The organism is Pseudomonas sp. NFACC51 (assembly GCF_900103575.1).
In the GTDB taxonomy this organism is placed as follows: Bacteria; Pseudomonadota; Gammaproteobacteria; order Pseudomonadales; family Pseudomonadaceae; genus Aquipseudomonas; species Aquipseudomonas fluorescens_Q.
The window spans coordinates 204,252-218,363 of sequence record NZ_FMXH01000008.1 but is presented as its reverse complement, the minus strand read 5'-3'; the positions used below and the strand labels follow the sequence as shown (position 1 = coordinate 218,363).

Genomic DNA, 14,112 nt, shown 5'->3' with positions numbered 1-14,112 from the left:
TCAAGTGGCGCACTGTTCCTATGAGCCGCCCGATAAAGACAACTTCGCGTCCGCAAATGGCCCTGCAATCCTATCTGGATGGGCTGTTGCAGGAAGCGACCGAAGAATTGCCACCACAGCCCAGCCTGATCGAGGCGTTGCCCGAGAATGTCGAAGCCAAGGGTGTGCTGGATGAGTTTCAGGCGGCCGTGCTCGAAGAGCAGGCCCGTGATGCACAGAAAGCAGTAGTGGCTGCGGCGGTCGAGGCACCGTTCATCAAGCCTCAGGTGGCGGTCATGGACGCGCCTGCGCCGATCCTGGCGCCGGTCTCGACCGTTGCCCCGTTGCTGCAAGGCCTGGTGACGCCGGTGGTGGAAATCCACCTGCCGCCGAGCAGCCCGCCACCACCGGTGCCGGGCGACGACCGTCCGGCCTGGGCTGCCGAGCCGTTCGAGTGTTTGTTGTTCGATGTGGCCGGGTTGACCCTGGCGGTGCCGCTGGTATGCCTGGGATCGATTTATTCCCTGGCCGGGCAGGAATTGACGCCGTTGTTTGGCCAGCCGGAATGGTTCCTCGGAATCCTGCCGAGCCAGGCCGGCAACCTGAAGGTGCTGGATACCGCGCGCTGGGTCATGCCGGACCGTTATCGCGATGACTTTCGCCAGGGCCTGCAATACGTGATTTCGGTGCAAGGTTACGAATGGGGTTTGGCGGTGCATCAGGTCAGCCGTTCGCTGCGCCTGGACCCGAACGAGATCAAGTGGCGCAGCCATCGAGGGCAACGGCCATGGCTGGCCGGTACGGTGATCGAGCATATGTGCGCCTTGCTGGACGTTTCCGAGCTGGCGGAGCTGATCGCCAGCGGCGGGGCAAAACACTTGGGCGGCAGCAAGAAGCCGGTCCAGAAACCGAAATAAGACAACCGGCGGCGCACAGCGTCGCCGGACAGAATACACGCCGCCACAGGCGGTTTTTCGAGGGGTCAGGGTATGAATGATAAGGCGTCGTCTCAAAAGGGTTCTGAAGATCCGATTCTGCAATGGGTAACCTTCAAGCTCGATAACGAAACCTACGGCATCAACGTGATGCGCGTTCAGGAAGTGCTGCGCTATACCGAGATCGCCCCGGTACCGGGTGCACCGAGCTATGTGCTGGGCATCATCAACCTGCGTGGCAACGTGGTTACAGTGATAGATACCCGCCAGCGCTTCGGCCTGATGAATGCCGAGATCAGCGACAACACCCGGATCGTCATCATCGAAGCCGACAAGCAAGTGGTTGGCATCATGGTCGACAGCGTCGCTGAAGTGGTTTACCTGCGTCAGTCGGAAATCGAGACTGCGCCGAACGTGGGTAACGAAGAATCCGCCAAGTTCATTCAGGGCGTGTGCAACAAGAACAACGAGTTGCTGATTCTGGTTGAACTGGACAAGATGATGAGCGAAGAAGAGTGGTCGGAACTGGAGAGTATCTGATTTGATTCTTGAGGTAGCAGTCATTGTCCTGTTCCTTTTCTGGGCAGGCACGCTGGCGATGTTCTTGGCGTACATACGTGGTCAGCGGCAGATCGCCGCTCAGCAGGCCCAGGGCGATGCGCTGCGCGACCAGCGCATCAAGGACCTGGCCAAGCGCGTCGATGATTACCAGAACGGCACCGTGCGCATGGGCGAAGCGCTCCATGAGCTGCGTGCCGTGGTCGCGCCGTTGCCGGATAAACTCGCCCAGTTGGAACAGCGCGACCCCTCCAGCCTGTCCTTCGCCCAGGCTGCCCGCCTGGTGGGCATGGGCGCCAGCGTCGACGAACTGACCCAAGCTTGCGGCCTGACCCAGGCCGAGGCGGAGTTGATGAGTAAGCTGCACAAGGGCGGCTGATCGCCTTCACCCCAATCCAATGTGGGAGCAAGCTTGCTCGCGATAGCGGTGTAACAGTCAACACAACTGTGCGCCCGCCATCGCGAGCAAGCTCGCTCCCACAGGTTTTTCTGGCGTTCCCCTAAAGTCCAGCCAACAAACAGCCCCTGTGGCGAGGGAGCTTGCTCCCGCTGGGTCGCGCAGCGGCCCCATCTTTTTGCGGTTGCTGCGCAACCGAGCGGGAGCAAGCTCCCTCGCCACGGGAACAGCGTTGCTGTAATCAGTAATCCTCGCCGCGGTCCGTCACGTCCTTCTCGGCACTCGGCGCATTCGGGTCGTAGCCCTGGGGAAACTTGCCCTTGAGGTTCCAGGCAAACGCAATGATCTCGGCAATCGTGCGGTACAGCTCCTCCGGAATGCTGTCGCCCAATTCCATCCGGGCCAACAGCTTCACCAACTCAGCGTTTTCATAAATCGGTACTTCGCTTTCCCGGGCGATCCGCAGGATTTCCTCGGCCAGGGCTTCGTCGCCCTTGGCGGTGAGGGTCGGGGCGTGGTGGCCGTCGTACTTGAGGGCGATGGCCTGGCGGGGTTCGGTGTGGGTTGTCATGCGGTTTCGTCCACCCAGCGTTGTTCCAGACGAGTCTTGGGGCCTTGGGGCGGAGTGCCGAGGTGGCAGTCCAGGTCGCCGACGTTCAGGCCACAGGTCACCAGGCGCTCACGCAGCGCTGTCAGGTTGCTTTCGATCAGGCTCGCGGTGTACGGCCGTTCGGCCCACAGCTGGCTCGACAGGCTGCCGCTGAGCAATTGCGCCTGAACCTGCAGCGGCCCCAGCGGTTCCATGTCGAACGCCAATTCCACCCGCCAGAGCTGCTGTTTCGGCTCGCGTTCTTCACGGCGTTCGTCTGGTTGCTCCCGGGGCGGGGTTTCCTCGCGCTGGAACTTGACCTGCAAGGGCACGATGTCCTGCAGATTGCGCATCGGGATTTCCAATTGCCAGGTGCTCATCAGCCGACCGTCGTCAGTCAGGCCAGTTTGCTCCAGGCTCGACAATTGATGGCTTTGCAGGCGCGACACGGCGGCAGCGGCCAGGCGCAGCAGGTGTTCGAGGTCGCCTTCTTCGTCCTGGCCTTTCATCTGGCGCGAGGGCAGGGGGAAGCTGGTGGGTTGCGGCTTGGCGCTGACCTGGCCGAGGGTTCCCAGGGCGTTGCGGACAAAACTGGGCAGTACTTGGGCCAGGGTGTTGGCGGCAATGATGGCCGTGAGGTTGGTGGATGCGGGCAGGGCTGGCGTCAGTTGGGCGATCAGCTTGAGCAGGTCGCCTTTGAGGTCGGGTGCCGGCCCCGGCGGCTGTCCTGCGAGTAACTTGCTTTCCAGGAACACACCGCTGGCGACCATGGCCTGGGCCAGCCCCTTGGGCGTGCTCAGTTGCTGGACATCCGGCAGGCTGGCCAACAGGCGTGTCACCGCGGCGCGCAGCTCGGCACCGGTGTCATCGTTGGCCGGAAGGTTTTGCAGGACGGTGATCAGATTGTCCAGCGAGCCCTGCTGGCTCATTTGCGTGACCAATTGCTGGCTCACCGCCAATTGCTCCTGGCGGTTGCTCAGCGGAACGAACTTCAGCGTCTGGGCATCTTGCACCTGGGCACTCAACAGCGTGCCGATTCGCAGCGGTTGCGGGCTGTCGATGTCCAGGGTGCTGCCGGCCTGGGCGGTGTTGAGCAGGCTCACCAACGAGCGATACACCGCCGGTTGCCCCGGCAATTGCGGCAGGGCCTGGCTGGTCAGCACCTTGCCTTGCAGCAGGGTGCCGACCGGCAACTGTGCGGTGTCGATCCGGGTCAGGGTGGCGACGCTGGAAGCGACGGCCTGTTGCACGGTGATGGCCAGGTTGCTGGCGGACGGTTGGGTCACGGCCAGGCTGGTGCCCTGTGGCAACGGCTGGGTGCTGCTGGCCTGCACGGTGGTCTGGCGGCCGCTTTCCAATGTGACCTTGAGCAGCAACTGGAAGGTCTGGTCCGCCTGCTTGAGCGACAGCACTTCGGCCTGGGCGGTCTGGCCGGGGCCGATCAGCCCTTCGGCCGGTGCCAGCAATTTGAGCAGCTCGCCCGTCACCGCTGGCATACGCGTCGTTGCCGTGGCCTGGGGCAGCGGCAGGATGTTGATGTCGCCTGTCATCTGCGGTCTTACCCTGGGGAAAATAAGCCCTCTTGAGAGTAGGGCATCACATGTATAATGCCGCCCGTCTTTCAGGGAGTGGCGAAAACCTTGCAATTGTTTGACGCAGCTCTGTGGAACAGGCCGTCAAAGCATCTATGCTGCACCTCTTTAACGGCCGCTGCACCGCCGACTTGAACCGTATAAGGCCCGCGATCCCTTGACCAGTCCTCTCCTGCAAACCGTTGGCCTCGCCTGTGAGCGTGACTTGCGGCTGCTTTTCGAAAATCTCGAATTGAGACTCTCGCCCGGCGATATGGTGCAGATCAGTGGTCCCAACGGCAGCGGCAAGACCAGCCTGCTGCGCCTGCTCGCCGGATTGATGCAGCCCACCGCCGGCCAGGTGTTGCTCAATGGCCAGCCCTTGCACGGCCAGCGTAGCGAGCTGGCCCGCAATCTGCTCTGGATCGGCCATGCCGCCGGTATCAAGGATTTGCTGACCCCCGAAGAAAATCTCAGTTGGCTCTGCGCATTGCATACGCCGGTCGGCCGCGAAGCGATCTGGCAGGCGTTGGCGGCGGTAGGGCTGCGCGGCTTTGAAGACGTGCCGAGCCACACCCTGTCTGCCGGCCAGCAACGCCGCGTGGCGCTGGCCCGGCTGTACCTGGACAGCCCGCCGCTGTGGATTCTCGACGAGCCATTCACCGCCCTGGACAAGCAGGGCGTCGCGCAACTCGAGGAACACTTGGCCCAGCACTGTGAAAACGGTGGCATGGTGCTCTTGACCACCCACCACACGCTGGCGCGGATGCCGGCCGGTTATCGCAACATTGATCTGGGGAACTGGGCCGTATGAGTGTGTTTGGCCTGTTGCTTGCCCGCGAGGCGCGCCTGCTGTTCCGTCGTCCGGCCGAATTGGCCAATCCGCTGGTGTTCTTCGCGATTGTCATTGCATTGTTCCCGTTGGCGGTCGGGCCGGAGACTCAATTGTTGCAAACCTTGTCTCCGGGACTGGTCTGGGTCGCCGCGCTTTTATCGGTCCTGCTCTCGCTGGACGGGCTTTTCCGCAGTGATTTCGAAGACGGCTCGCTGGAACAGTGGGTCCTTTCGTCGCACCCCCTGGCCCTTCTGGTTTTGGCCAAGGTACTGGCACACTGGGTTTTTTCCGGGCTGGCACTGGTATTGCTCTCGCCATTGCTGGCAATGATGCTGGGGCTGCCCGGCGCGTGCATGCCGGTGCTGCTGGTGTCGCTGCTGCTGGGCACGCCGGTGTTGAGCCTGCTCGGTGCGGTGGGCGCGGCGTTGACGGTGGGGTTGAAGCGCGGCGGCCTATTGCTGGCGCTGCTGATCCTGCCGTTGTATATCCCGGTCCTGATCCTGGGCAGTGGTGCCTTGCAAGCGGCGCTGCAAGGCATGCCCGCGACCGGTTATCTGCTGTGGCTTGGGAGCCTGACCGCCCTGGCGATAACCCTGACACCCTTTGCAATAGCCGCTGGCCTGAAGATCAGCGTCGGCGAATAATAACGAGGCCTGGTCAAAAATTGACCACTTCTTTGGAAGTAAAGGCTGCCCCGGCGGTTCGTGACGGCGAGCCGCAACCGTGATGGAAACAACAATGAACTGGACCTGGTTTCACAAGCTCGGCTCACCCAAGTGGTTCTACGGCATCAGCGGCAAACTGCTCCCATGGTTGAGCATCGCTGCATTGTTGTTGATTGGTTCTGGCGTGGTCTGGGGCCTGGCTTTCGCACCGCCGGACTACCAGCAAGGCAACAGCTTTCGCATCATCTACATCCACGTGCCCACGGCGCTGCTGGCCCAGTCCGTCTACGTGATGCTGGCGGTGTGCGGTGTGGTCGGGCTGGTGTGGAAGATGAAGCTGGCCGACGTAGCCCTGCAATGCGCCGCGCCCATCGGTGCCTGGATGACGGCCGTGGCGCTGGTCACCGGGGCCATCTGGGGCAAGCCGACCTGGGGCTCATGGTGGGTCTGGGATGCGCGACTGACATCGATGCTGATCCTGCTGTTCCTGTACTTCGGTCTTATTGCGCTGGGCAACGCCATCAGCAATCGTGACAGTGCCGCCAAGGCCTGCGCAGTGCTGGCGATTGTCGGCGTGATCAACATCCCGATCATCAAGTACTCGGTGGAGTGGTGGAACACCCTGCACCAGGGCGCAACCTTCACCCTTACCGAAAAACCGGCGATGCCCGTCGAAATGTGGCTGCCGCTGTTGCTGACGGTGTTGGGTTTCTACTGTTTCTTCGGCGCGGTGCTGTTGCTGCGCATGCGTCTGGAAGTGCTCAAGCGCGAGTCCCGGGCCAGTTGGGTGAAGGCCGAAGTGCAGAACAGTCTGGAGGCCGTTCGATGAGTTTCGCTTCATTCGGCGATTTCCTCGCCATGGGCCATCATGGCCTGTATGTCTGGTCAGCCTATGGCATTTGCCTGGTGGTGCTGGCCCTCAACGTGGCGGTGCCGATCCTGGCCCGCAAGCGGTATCTGCAACAAGAGGCGCGTCGTCTGCGCCGGGAGAACGGTCAGTGAATCCGCTGCGCAAAAAACGTCTTGTCATCATTCTTGCGATCCTGGTGGGTGTCGGTGTCGCGGTCGCCCTGGCCCTGAGTGCCCTGAAGCAGAACATCAACCTGTTTTACACCCCGACCCAGATCGCCAACGGTGAAGCACCCAAGGACACCCGCATCCGCGCTGGCGGTATGGTGGAAAAAGGCTCGCTGGAGCGCTCCGGGGATTCACTGGATGTGAAGTTCAATGTCACCGACTTCAACAAGACCGTGACCATCACCTATCGCGGCATCCTCCCGGACCTGTTCCGCGAAGGGCAGGGCATCGTCGCCCTGGGCAAGCTCAACGCCGACGGCGTGGTGGTGGCCGATGAAGTGCTGGCCAAGCACGATGAAAAATACATGCCGCCGGAAGTGACCAAGGCGCTGAAAGACAGCGGCCAGTCGGTGCCCGCTCCCGTGAAGGAGGGCTGATCGATGACTGCTGGCATCTTTATTCCCGAGTTGGGCCACCTGGCGATGATCCTGGCCCTGTGTTTTTCCCTGGTGCAGGCCGTGGTGCCGTTGCTCGGTGCCTGGCGCGGCGACCGTTTGTGGATGAGCCTGGCCCAGCCGGCGGCATGGGGCCAGTTCGCCTTCATGCTGTTTGCCTTCGGTTGCCTGACCTATGCCTTCATGGCTGACGATTTTTCGGTGGCGTACGTCGCCAGCAACTCCAACAGCGCCTTGCCCTGGTACTACAAGTTCAGCGCGGTGTGGGGCGCCCATGAGGGGTCGCTGTTGCTCTGGGCGTTGATCCTTGCCGGCTGGACCTTCGCCGTCTCGGTGTTTTCCCGGCAGTTGCCCCAAGTGATGCTGGCCCGGGTGCTGGCGGTGATGGGCATGATCAGCACCGGTTTCCTGCTGTTCTTGATCGTCACCTCCAACCCGTTCGAGCGCATCCTGCCGCAGATGCCGACGGATGGCCGCGACCTCAACCCATTGCTGCAAGACATCGGCCTGATCGTTCACCCGCCAATGCTCTACATGGGCTACGTCGGCTTCTCCGTGGCCTTCGCCTTCGCTATCGCCGCGTTGCTCGGTGGGCGCCTCGATGCCGCGTGGGCACGCTGGTCGCGTCCGTGGACCATCGTCGCCTGGGCCTTCCTCGGCATCGGCATCACCCTTGGCTCGTGGTGGGCCTACTACGAGCTCGGCTGGGGCGGCTGGTGGTTCTGGGACCCGGTGGAAAACGCGTCCTTCATGCCCTGGCTGGTGGGCACGGCGCTGATTCACTCCCTGGCTGTCACGGAAAAACGTGGGGTGTTCAAGAGCTGGACCGTGTTGCTGGCCATCGCGGCGTTCTCGCTGAGCTTGTTGGGAACCTTCCTGGTGCGTTCCGGCGTACTCACGTCGGTGCACGCCTTTGCCTCTGACCCCGAGCGCGGCGTGTTCATCCTGATGTTCCTGCTGTTCGTGGTCGGCGGTTCGCTGACGCTGTTCGCCCTGCGTGCACCGGTGGTCAAGAGCCAGGTCGGCTTCAACCTCTGGTCACGGGAAACCCTGTTGCTGGGCAATAACCTGGTGTTGGTGGTGGCCGCGTCGATGATCCTGCTGGGGACGTTGTACCCGCTGGTGCTCGATGCGTTGTCCGGCGCCAAGCTGTCGGTGGGGCCGCCGTACTTCAATGCATTGTTCATCCCGCTGATGGCGATCCTGATGGTGGTGATGGCCATCGGTGTGCTGGTGCGCTGGAAAGACACCCCGGTCAAGTGGCTGCTGGGCATGTTGACCCCGGTGCTGCTGGGCACGGCCGCTCTGGCCGTGGTGGCCGGCGTGGCGTATGGCGATTTCAACTGGGCGGTGTTGGCGACGTTCGTGCTGGCGGCCTGGGTATTGCTGGCGGGTGTGCGGGACATCTTCGACAAGACCCGGCACAAAGGCCTGATCAAGGGCCTGCCGACTCTGACCCGCAGTTACTGGGGCATGCAGGTCGCCCACCTGGGCATCGCCGTCTGCGCCCTGGGCGTGGTGCTGTCCAGCCAGAACAGTGCCGAGCGCGACCTGCGCCTGGCGCCGGGTGAGTCCATGGACCTGGCCGGTTATCAGTTCGTTTTCGAGGGCGCCAAACATTTCGAGGGCCCGAACTTCACGTCCGACAAAGGCACTGTACGGGTCATTCGCAACGGCCAGGAAATCACCGTGCTGCACCCGGAAAAACGTCTCTACACCGTGCAGAACTCGGTCATGACCGAAGCTGGCATCGATGCCGGTTTCACCCGTGATCTCTACGTGGCGCTGGGCGAGTCCCTCGGCGACGGCGCGTGGGCGGTACGGGTCCACGTCAAGCCGTTCGTACGCTGGATCTGGTTCGGTGGCTTGCTCACCGGCCTGGGTGGGGTGTTGGCGGCGCTGGATCGTCGTTATCGAGTCAAGGTGAAAACCCGGGTGCGTGAGACCCTGGGCATGACGGGAGCCACTGCATGAAACGTTGGTTGATGTTGGTGCCGCTGGCGCTGTTTCTGTTGATGGCGGTGTTTTTGTACCGCGGGCTGTACCTGAACCCGAGCGAGTTGCCCTCGGCGATGATCGGCAAGCCGTTCCCGGATTTCTCCCTGCCATCGGTGCAGGGCGACAAGACCTTGACCCGCGCCGACCTGCTGGGCAAGCCGGCGCTGGTCAACGTCTGGGGCACCTGGTGCATCTCCTGCCGGGTCGAGCACCCGGTGTTGAACAAGCTGGCCCAGAACGGGGTGGTGATCTACGGCGTCAATTACAAGGACGTCAATGCCGACGCCTTGAAATGGCTGGCCGAGTTCCACAATCCGTATCAACTGGACATTCGCGATGAAGACGGCTCCCTGGGCCTGAACCTGGGTGTCTACGGCGCGCCGGAAACGTTCTTCATCGATGCCAAGGGCATCATCCGCGACAAGTTCGTCGGCGTGATCGACGAGCAGGTCTGGCGCGAGAAACTGGCCGCCAAGTATCAGGCACTGGTGGACGAGGCCAAGCCATGAAGCGCTGGTTAGCTGCCGCCATCCTCGGCCTGAGCCTTGCCGGTGTGGCCCATGCCGCCATTGATACCTACGAATTCGCCAACGACGGCGAGCGCGAGCGATTTCGCGAACTGACCAAGGAACTGCGCTGCCCCAAGTGCCAGAACCAGGACATCGCCGACTCCAACGCGCCAATTGCCGCCGACCTGCGCAAGGAAATCTTCCGCATGCTCGGTGAGGGCAAGGACAACCAGCAGATCATCGATTTCATGGTCGATCGCTACGGTGAGTTCGTGCGCTACAACCCCGCCCTGTCCTCCAAGACGGCGCTGCTCTGGTTCGGCCCCGCCGGGCTGTTGTTTGGTGGTTTCGTTGTCATTGCAGTGATCGTGCGCCGCCGCCGGGTCCAGCGCACCGCCGCCCCGGACACGCTTTCTGTCGAAGAGCGCCAGCGCCTCGACCAACTGTTGGATAAAACCAAGCATGATTGATTTCTGGCTCGCCGCAGGTCTGCTTCTTCTGGTTGCCCTGAGTTTTCTGTTGATCCCTGTGCTGCGCGGTCGCCGCGCCCAACTGGAGGAGGACCGTACCGCACTCAACGTGGCGTTGTATCAGGAACGTGTCGCCGAATTGCAGACCGAGCGGGAGGAGGGTGTGCTCAACGCGGCGCAACTGGACACCGGTCGCGCCGAAGCCGCCCGTGAACTGCTCGCCGACACCGAGGGCGCCGACACACCGCGCGAATCCCGGTTGGGCAAGCCATTGCCGTTGCTCGCCGCTGTGCTGGTGCCAGTCTTGGGCCTGGCGCTTTACCTGCATTTCGGTGCCAGTGACAAGGTCGAGCTGACCCGTGAATTCGCCCAGGCGCCGCAGTCGATGGAAGAGATGACCCTGCGCCTGGAACGCGCCGTGGCGGCGCAGCCGGATAATGCCGAGGGGCTGTACTTCCTCGGGCGTACCTACATGGCGCAGGATCGGCCGGCGGACGCGGCGAAGCTCTTCGAGCGCACCGTGGCCGTCGCCGGTCGTCAACCGGAACTGTTGGGCCAGTGGGCCCAGGCGCAGTATTTCGCCGATGGCAAGAAATGGTCGGATAAAGTCCAGGCCTTGACCGACGAAGCGCTCAAACTCGATCCGAAGGAAGTCACCAGCCTCGGCCTGTTGGGCATCGCCGCGTTTGAAGGCGAGCGTTATCAGGATGCGATCGACTACTGGGGGCGTCTGCTCGCGCAACTGCCGGAGGGCGACAAGTCCCGGGAGGCGCTGCAGGGCGGCATTACCCGTGCCACCGAGAAGCTGCAGGCCAGTGGCGGCAAGGTCGCCCAGGCGCCTATCGCCAAGGCTGCGGCATTGCTCAAGGTGCGCGTGGACCTGGCGCCGGCACTCAAGGCCAAGGTGCAGCCGGGCGACAGTGTGTTCATCTTCGCTCGCGCCGTTTCCGGCCCACCTGCGCCGCTGGCCGCCAAGCGCCTGACGGTCGCCGATCTGCCGGTCACGGTGGAACTGGGCGACGCGGACGCCATGATGCCGCAGTTGAAACTGTCGAACTTCCCCGAAGTCCAACTGGTGGCGCGCATCTCCCGGGCCGGCCAGCCGACCGCGGGTGAGTGGATCGGCCGCAGCCAGCCCCTGGCGAGCAGCACCACGGCGCAGCAACAATTGACCATCGACAGTCCGGACAAATAACAGGAATTCGCACCATGACCGCCATCGCTCGTATCACCCTGCTCACGCTCGTCATGGGCCTGAGCGCTTGTGCGGTCCAGCGTCCGTCGGAGCCCTCGGCGCCGCTGCCACCGATCCCGCCGTCGACCCCGACCAGCAAACCGGCCCCGTCCACACCGCCGGGCAAACCTGTCATCCCGAACAAACCGGCCAAACCGCTGCCGCGTACATCCGCCAGCTTCGCCCCGCCGCCGGGTGGCAACAGCCATTGGGACGCCAAGCTTGGGGTCTATGTGCTGGACAACCAGACGAACACGTTCTATCGCCAGCGAACCTATTACCGCTGGAACAATGGTTGGAGCCGTTCCGTCAGCCCGAATGGCCCATGGGAAGACACCACCATCGAAGGCGTGCCGGCGGGTCTTGGACGCCAGTTTCATTAAGGTCCCTGTGGCGAGGGGATTTATCCCCGCTGGGCTGCGAAGCAGCCCTGAAACCTGATGACTCGGTATGTCAGGCAGATTGAATCCACAGTGATGGGGTCGCTTCGCGACCCAACGGGGATAAATCCCCTCTCCACAACAGCGTTCGGCTCAACTTCATCAGCAGACCGGGGATTTTGTGTTTCTGGATATTCTTTGAACGAAATTTTCACTGAATCTTGCGGACAATCCCCCGCGCTCATATCGCCGTCGGTTATTTAATGGCAATGCCATAGCCGTTCGTGCAACATTTGCGCACTCGCGCAAGCCCCGGGGCCAGGCTTTGGCCAACAGAGGGCGCGCCGTTGTTTCTTTTTGTCACTCCAATTCCGATAGGGTCCTTAAACGACATGGCAATCCCGGACGCCCTGAGTCAGCAGCGTACTACGCATCGCCTGCTGCAACCGACTGTCAAATCGCACCTGGCCTACACGTTGCTTTGTGCCTTGGTGATGATGGTCATGTTCAGCCTGCTGCGCGTGGCGCTGCTGGTCTATAACCGCGAGATGATCCTCGACACGCCGGCTTCGACCTTCGTTGAAGCCTTCGTCAACGGCCTGCGTTTCGACTTGCGCCTGGTGGTCTACCTCTGCATCCCGTTGTTGCTGGCGTTGTTCAGCGCAAGGGCCATGGCGGCCCGTGGGTTCTTTCGTTTCTGGCTGACTGTCACTTCCAGCATCGCGCTGTTCCTGGGCTTGATGGAGATGGATTTCTACCGTGAATTCCACCAGCGCCTCAACGGCCTGGTCTTCCAGTATGTAAAGGAAGACCCGAAAACCGTGATGAGCATGCTTTGGTACGGTTTCCCGGTGGTGCGCTACCTGCTGGCGTGGGCCGGTGGCACCATTATCCTCAGCCTGGCGTTCAAGGGTGCCGACCGCGCCACGCGTCCCCGCGGGCCGTTCAGTGGCGGCACCATTGGCACTCGGCAGATCGCCCCGTGGTATGGGCGTGTCGCGGTGTTTGTCGTTTGCCTGCTGGTCGCCGTGACCGCCGCGCGCGGCACCTTGCGCCAAGGGCCGCCCCTGCGCTGGGGCGACGTCTACACCACCGATTCGAACTTCGCCAACCAGTTGGGCCTCAACGGCACCTTGTCGCTGGTGGCGGCGGCCAAGAGCCGGATGTCCGAAGACCGCGACAACATCTGGAAAGCCACCCTTGAGCAACCGCTGGCGCAGCAGACCGTGCGCGACATGCTGGTGATGCCTGACGATAAACTGGTGGATACCGCGACAGCCGCCGTGCGCCGCGACTACACGCCACCGGCGGACAAGACCCTGCCGATCAAGAATGTGGTCGTGATCCTCATGGAAAGCATGGCCGGTCACTCGGTGGGCGCCTTGGGCGCGCCGGGCAACATCACGCCCTACATGGACAAACTGGCCAAGGAAGGCCTGCTGTTCGACCGTTTCTTCTCCAACGGCACCCACACCCACCAGGGCATGTTCGCCACCATGGCGTGCTTCCCGAACCTGCCGGGTTTCGAATACCTGATGCAGACGCCGGAGGGCAGCCACAAGCTGTCAGGCCTGCCGCAACTGCTCAGCGCCCGTGACTACGACGACGTGTATGTCTACAACGGCGATTTCGCCTGGGACAACCAGTCGGGGTTCTTCAGCAGCCAGGGCATGACCAACTTCATCGGGCGTAACGACTATGTGAACCCGGTGTTTTCCGATCCCACCTGGGGTGTGTCCGACCAAGACATGTTCGACCGTGGCCTGATCGAGCTCAAGGCGCGGGAAAACGGCAAGCCGTTCTATGCCTTGCTGCAAACCCTGTCCAACCACACCCCTTATGCATTGCCGACGCCGTTGCCGGTCGAGCCGGTCACCGACCGTGGTCGGCTGAACGAACACCTGACCGCCATGCGCTACTCCGACTGGGCCCTGGGCCAGTTCTTCGAGAAGGCCCGCAAGGAGCCTTACTTCAAGGAAACCCTGTTCGTCGTGGTCGGCGACCATGGCTTTGGCAACGAACGCCAGATCACCGAGATGGACCTGGGCCGTTTCAACGTGCCGATGCTGTTGATCGGCCCGGGCGTCCAGGAGAAATTCGGCCAGCGTAATCACACCGTAGGTACTCAGGTCGACATCGTGCCGACCATCATGGGCCGGATCGGTGGGCAAGTACGGAACCAGTGCTGGGGCCGTGACCTGTTGAACCTGCCGCAAGGCGATCCCGGTTTTGGTGTGATCAAGCCGTCGGGCAGCGAGCAGACCACGGCGATCATCCGCGATGACCATATCCTGGTCCTGCCGAAGGAAAAGGAAATGGAACCGAAGATGTATCGCTATGAACTGGGCGCCAACCCAGGTGCGGAAATCATCCCGAATGCACCGGACACCGCGCCGATGAAACTCAAGCTCGAATCTTTCCTGCAAACCGCGACCAAGAGCCTGCTGGATAACACCGCCGGCGTTGTTGACGGCAAGCCGGACTGATAAACGGCGCACATAAAAAAGAGGCCTGCCAAGG

Annotated in this window: 16 protein-coding genes; 14 read left to right on the top strand and 2 right to left on the bottom strand. The window is 62.3% G+C overall.

Annotation, left to right across the window (positions count from 1 at the left end; all coding sequences use genetic code 11):
- Positions 1-20 precede the first annotated feature (20 nt).
- The 3 genes from BLT00_RS17935 to BLT00_RS17925 all read left to right on the top strand — a co-directional run bounded on the left by BLT00_RS17935 (position 21) and on the right by BLT00_RS17925 (position 1,851).
- Positions 21-896, top strand: coding sequence for a CheW domain-containing protein (locus BLT00_RS17935; protein WP_063322391.1), 876 nt, complete (start codon positions 21-23; stop codon positions 894-896).
- Positions 897-968: 72 nt separating this feature from the next.
- Positions 969-1,454, top strand: a complete 486-nt coding sequence (locus BLT00_RS17930; protein ID WP_003199144.1) for a chemotaxis protein CheW — start codon at positions 969-971, stop codon at positions 1,452-1,454.
- A 1-nt stretch (position 1,455) separates the two neighbouring features.
- A complete protein-coding gene (locus tag BLT00_RS17925) occupies positions 1,456-1,851 on the top strand; it encodes a DUF2802 domain-containing protein (RefSeq protein ID WP_003183966.1) in 396 nt (131 codons plus the stop codon).
- Positions 1,852-2,110: 259 nt separating this feature from the next.
- Here BLT00_RS17925 and BLT00_RS17920 read toward each other — a convergent pair whose 3' ends face one another.
- Together BLT00_RS17920 and BLT00_RS17915 are read right to left on the bottom strand one after the other, a co-directional pair.
- The gene (locus tag BLT00_RS17920) at positions 2,111-2,440 is read right to left on the bottom strand and encodes an EscU/YscU/HrcU family type III secretion system export apparatus switch protein (protein ID WP_063322390.1); all 330 of its coding nucleotides are present in this window, start codon (positions 2,438-2,440) and stop codon (positions 2,111-2,113) included.
- On the bottom strand, positions 2,437-4,008 hold the full coding sequence (locus BLT00_RS17915; protein ID WP_092144949.1) for a flagellar hook-length control protein FliK: 1,572 nt from the start codon (positions 4,006-4,008) through the stop codon (positions 2,437-2,439). The genes BLT00_RS17920 and BLT00_RS17915 overlap by 4 nt, the downstream gene beginning before the upstream one ends.
- A gap of 199 nt (positions 4,009-4,207) precedes the next feature.
- Between BLT00_RS17915 and ccmA the strand changes: the two genes are divergently transcribed.
- From ccmA to BLT00_RS17860, 11 genes are all read left to right on the top strand, one after another.
- Positions 4,208-4,843, top strand: a complete 636-nt coding sequence (gene ccmA, locus BLT00_RS17910) for a cytochrome c biogenesis heme-transporting ATPase CcmA (protein ID WP_092144947.1) — start codon at positions 4,208-4,210, stop codon at positions 4,841-4,843.
- Positions 4,840-5,508 (top strand): heme exporter protein CcmB, encoded by a 669-nt coding sequence (gene ccmB, locus BLT00_RS17905; protein ID WP_003199151.1) that lies wholly within the window; start codon positions 4,840-4,842, stop codon positions 5,506-5,508. The genes ccmA and ccmB overlap by 4 nt, the downstream gene beginning before the upstream one ends.
- Before the next feature lie 94 nt (positions 5,509-5,602).
- On the top strand, positions 5,603-6,358 hold the full coding sequence (locus BLT00_RS17900) for a heme ABC transporter permease (protein ID WP_063322387.1): 756 nt from the start codon (positions 5,603-5,605) through the stop codon (positions 6,356-6,358).
- Positions 6,355-6,531: a heme exporter protein CcmD gene (gene ccmD, locus BLT00_RS17895; protein WP_003199159.1), complete on the top strand. Its 177-nt coding sequence runs from the start codon at positions 6,355-6,357 to the stop codon at positions 6,529-6,531. Before BLT00_RS17900 ends, ccmD begins: the two co-directional genes overlap by 4 nt.
- Positions 6,528-6,983, top strand: a complete 456-nt coding sequence (gene ccmE / locus BLT00_RS17890; protein ID WP_092144945.1) for a cytochrome c maturation protein CcmE — start codon at positions 6,528-6,530, stop codon at positions 6,981-6,983. Before ccmD ends, ccmE begins: the two co-directional genes overlap by 4 nt.
- A 3-nt stretch (positions 6,984-6,986) precedes the next feature.
- Positions 6,987-8,975, top strand: coding sequence for a heme lyase CcmF/NrfE family subunit (locus BLT00_RS17885; protein WP_063322385.1), 1,989 nt, complete (start codon positions 6,987-6,989; stop codon positions 8,973-8,975).
- On the top strand, positions 8,972-9,508 hold the full coding sequence (locus BLT00_RS17880; RefSeq protein ID WP_063322384.1) for a DsbE family thiol:disulfide interchange protein: 537 nt from the start codon (positions 8,972-8,974) through the stop codon (positions 9,506-9,508). The genes BLT00_RS17885 and BLT00_RS17880 overlap by 4 nt, the downstream gene beginning before the upstream one ends.
- On the top strand, positions 9,505-9,978 hold the full coding sequence (locus BLT00_RS17875) for a cytochrome c-type biogenesis protein (RefSeq protein ID WP_003199166.1): 474 nt from the start codon (positions 9,505-9,507) through the stop codon (positions 9,976-9,978). The genes BLT00_RS17880 and BLT00_RS17875 overlap by 4 nt, the downstream gene beginning before the upstream one ends.
- Complete coding sequence (ccmI, locus tag BLT00_RS17870) at positions 9,971-11,173, top strand: c-type cytochrome biogenesis protein CcmI (protein ID WP_063322382.1); 1,203 nt, start codon at positions 9,971-9,973, stop codon at positions 11,171-11,173. Before BLT00_RS17875 ends, ccmI begins: the two co-directional genes overlap by 8 nt.
- A 14-nt stretch (positions 11,174-11,187) precedes the next feature.
- The gene (locus tag BLT00_RS17865) at positions 11,188-11,595 is read left to right on the top strand and encodes a hypothetical protein (protein WP_072341675.1); all 408 of its coding nucleotides are present in this window, start codon (positions 11,188-11,190) and stop codon (positions 11,593-11,595) included.
- Between the two features lie 389 nt (positions 11,596-11,984).
- A complete protein-coding gene (locus tag BLT00_RS17860; protein WP_063322380.1) occupies positions 11,985-14,078 on the top strand; it encodes an LTA synthase family protein in 2,094 nt (697 codons plus the stop codon).
- Positions 14,079-14,112 lie beyond the last annotated feature (34 nt).

What these genes read in the sequence shown, in the direction of transcription:
- BLT00_RS17935 (WP_063322391.1), top strand. Translation starts at nt 21, where the DNA reads ATGAGCCGCCCGATAAAGACAACTTCGCGTCCGCAAATGGCCCTGCAA.
- BLT00_RS17930 (WP_003199144.1), top strand. Translation starts at nt 969, where the DNA reads ATGAATGATAAGGCGTCGTCTCAAAAGGGTTCTGAAGATCCGATTCTG.
- BLT00_RS17920 (WP_063322390.1), bottom strand. Translation starts at nt 2,440, where the DNA reads ATGACAACCCACACCGAACCCCGCCAGGCCATCGCCCTCAAGTACGAC.
- BLT00_RS17915 (WP_092144949.1), bottom strand. Translation starts at nt 4,008, where the DNA reads ATGACAGGCGACATCAACATCCTGCCGCTGCCCCAGGCCACGGCAACG.
- ccmB (WP_003199151.1), top strand. Translation starts at nt 4,840, where the DNA reads ATGAGTGTGTTTGGCCTGTTGCTTGCCCGCGAGGCGCGCCTGCTGTTC.
- BLT00_RS17900 (WP_063322387.1), top strand. Translation starts at nt 5,603, where the DNA reads ATGAACTGGACCTGGTTTCACAAGCTCGGCTCACCCAAGTGGTTCTAC.
- ccmD (WP_003199159.1), top strand. Translation starts at nt 6,355, where the DNA reads ATGAGTTTCGCTTCATTCGGCGATTTCCTCGCCATGGGCCATCATGGC.
- BLT00_RS17885 (WP_063322385.1), top strand. Translation starts at nt 6,987, where the DNA reads ATGACTGCTGGCATCTTTATTCCCGAGTTGGGCCACCTGGCGATGATC.
- BLT00_RS17880 (WP_063322384.1), top strand. Translation starts at nt 8,972, where the DNA reads ATGAAACGTTGGTTGATGTTGGTGCCGCTGGCGCTGTTTCTGTTGATG.
- BLT00_RS17875 (WP_003199166.1), top strand. Translation starts at nt 9,505, where the DNA reads ATGAAGCGCTGGTTAGCTGCCGCCATCCTCGGCCTGAGCCTTGCCGGT.
- ccmI (WP_063322382.1), top strand. Translation starts at nt 9,971, where the DNA reads ATGATTGATTTCTGGCTCGCCGCAGGTCTGCTTCTTCTGGTTGCCCTG.
- BLT00_RS17865 (WP_072341675.1), top strand. Translation starts at nt 11,188, where the DNA reads ATGACCGCCATCGCTCGTATCACCCTGCTCACGCTCGTCATGGGCCTG.
- BLT00_RS17860 (WP_063322380.1), top strand. Translation starts at nt 11,985, where the DNA reads ATGGCAATCCCGGACGCCCTGAGTCAGCAGCGTACTACGCATCGCCTG.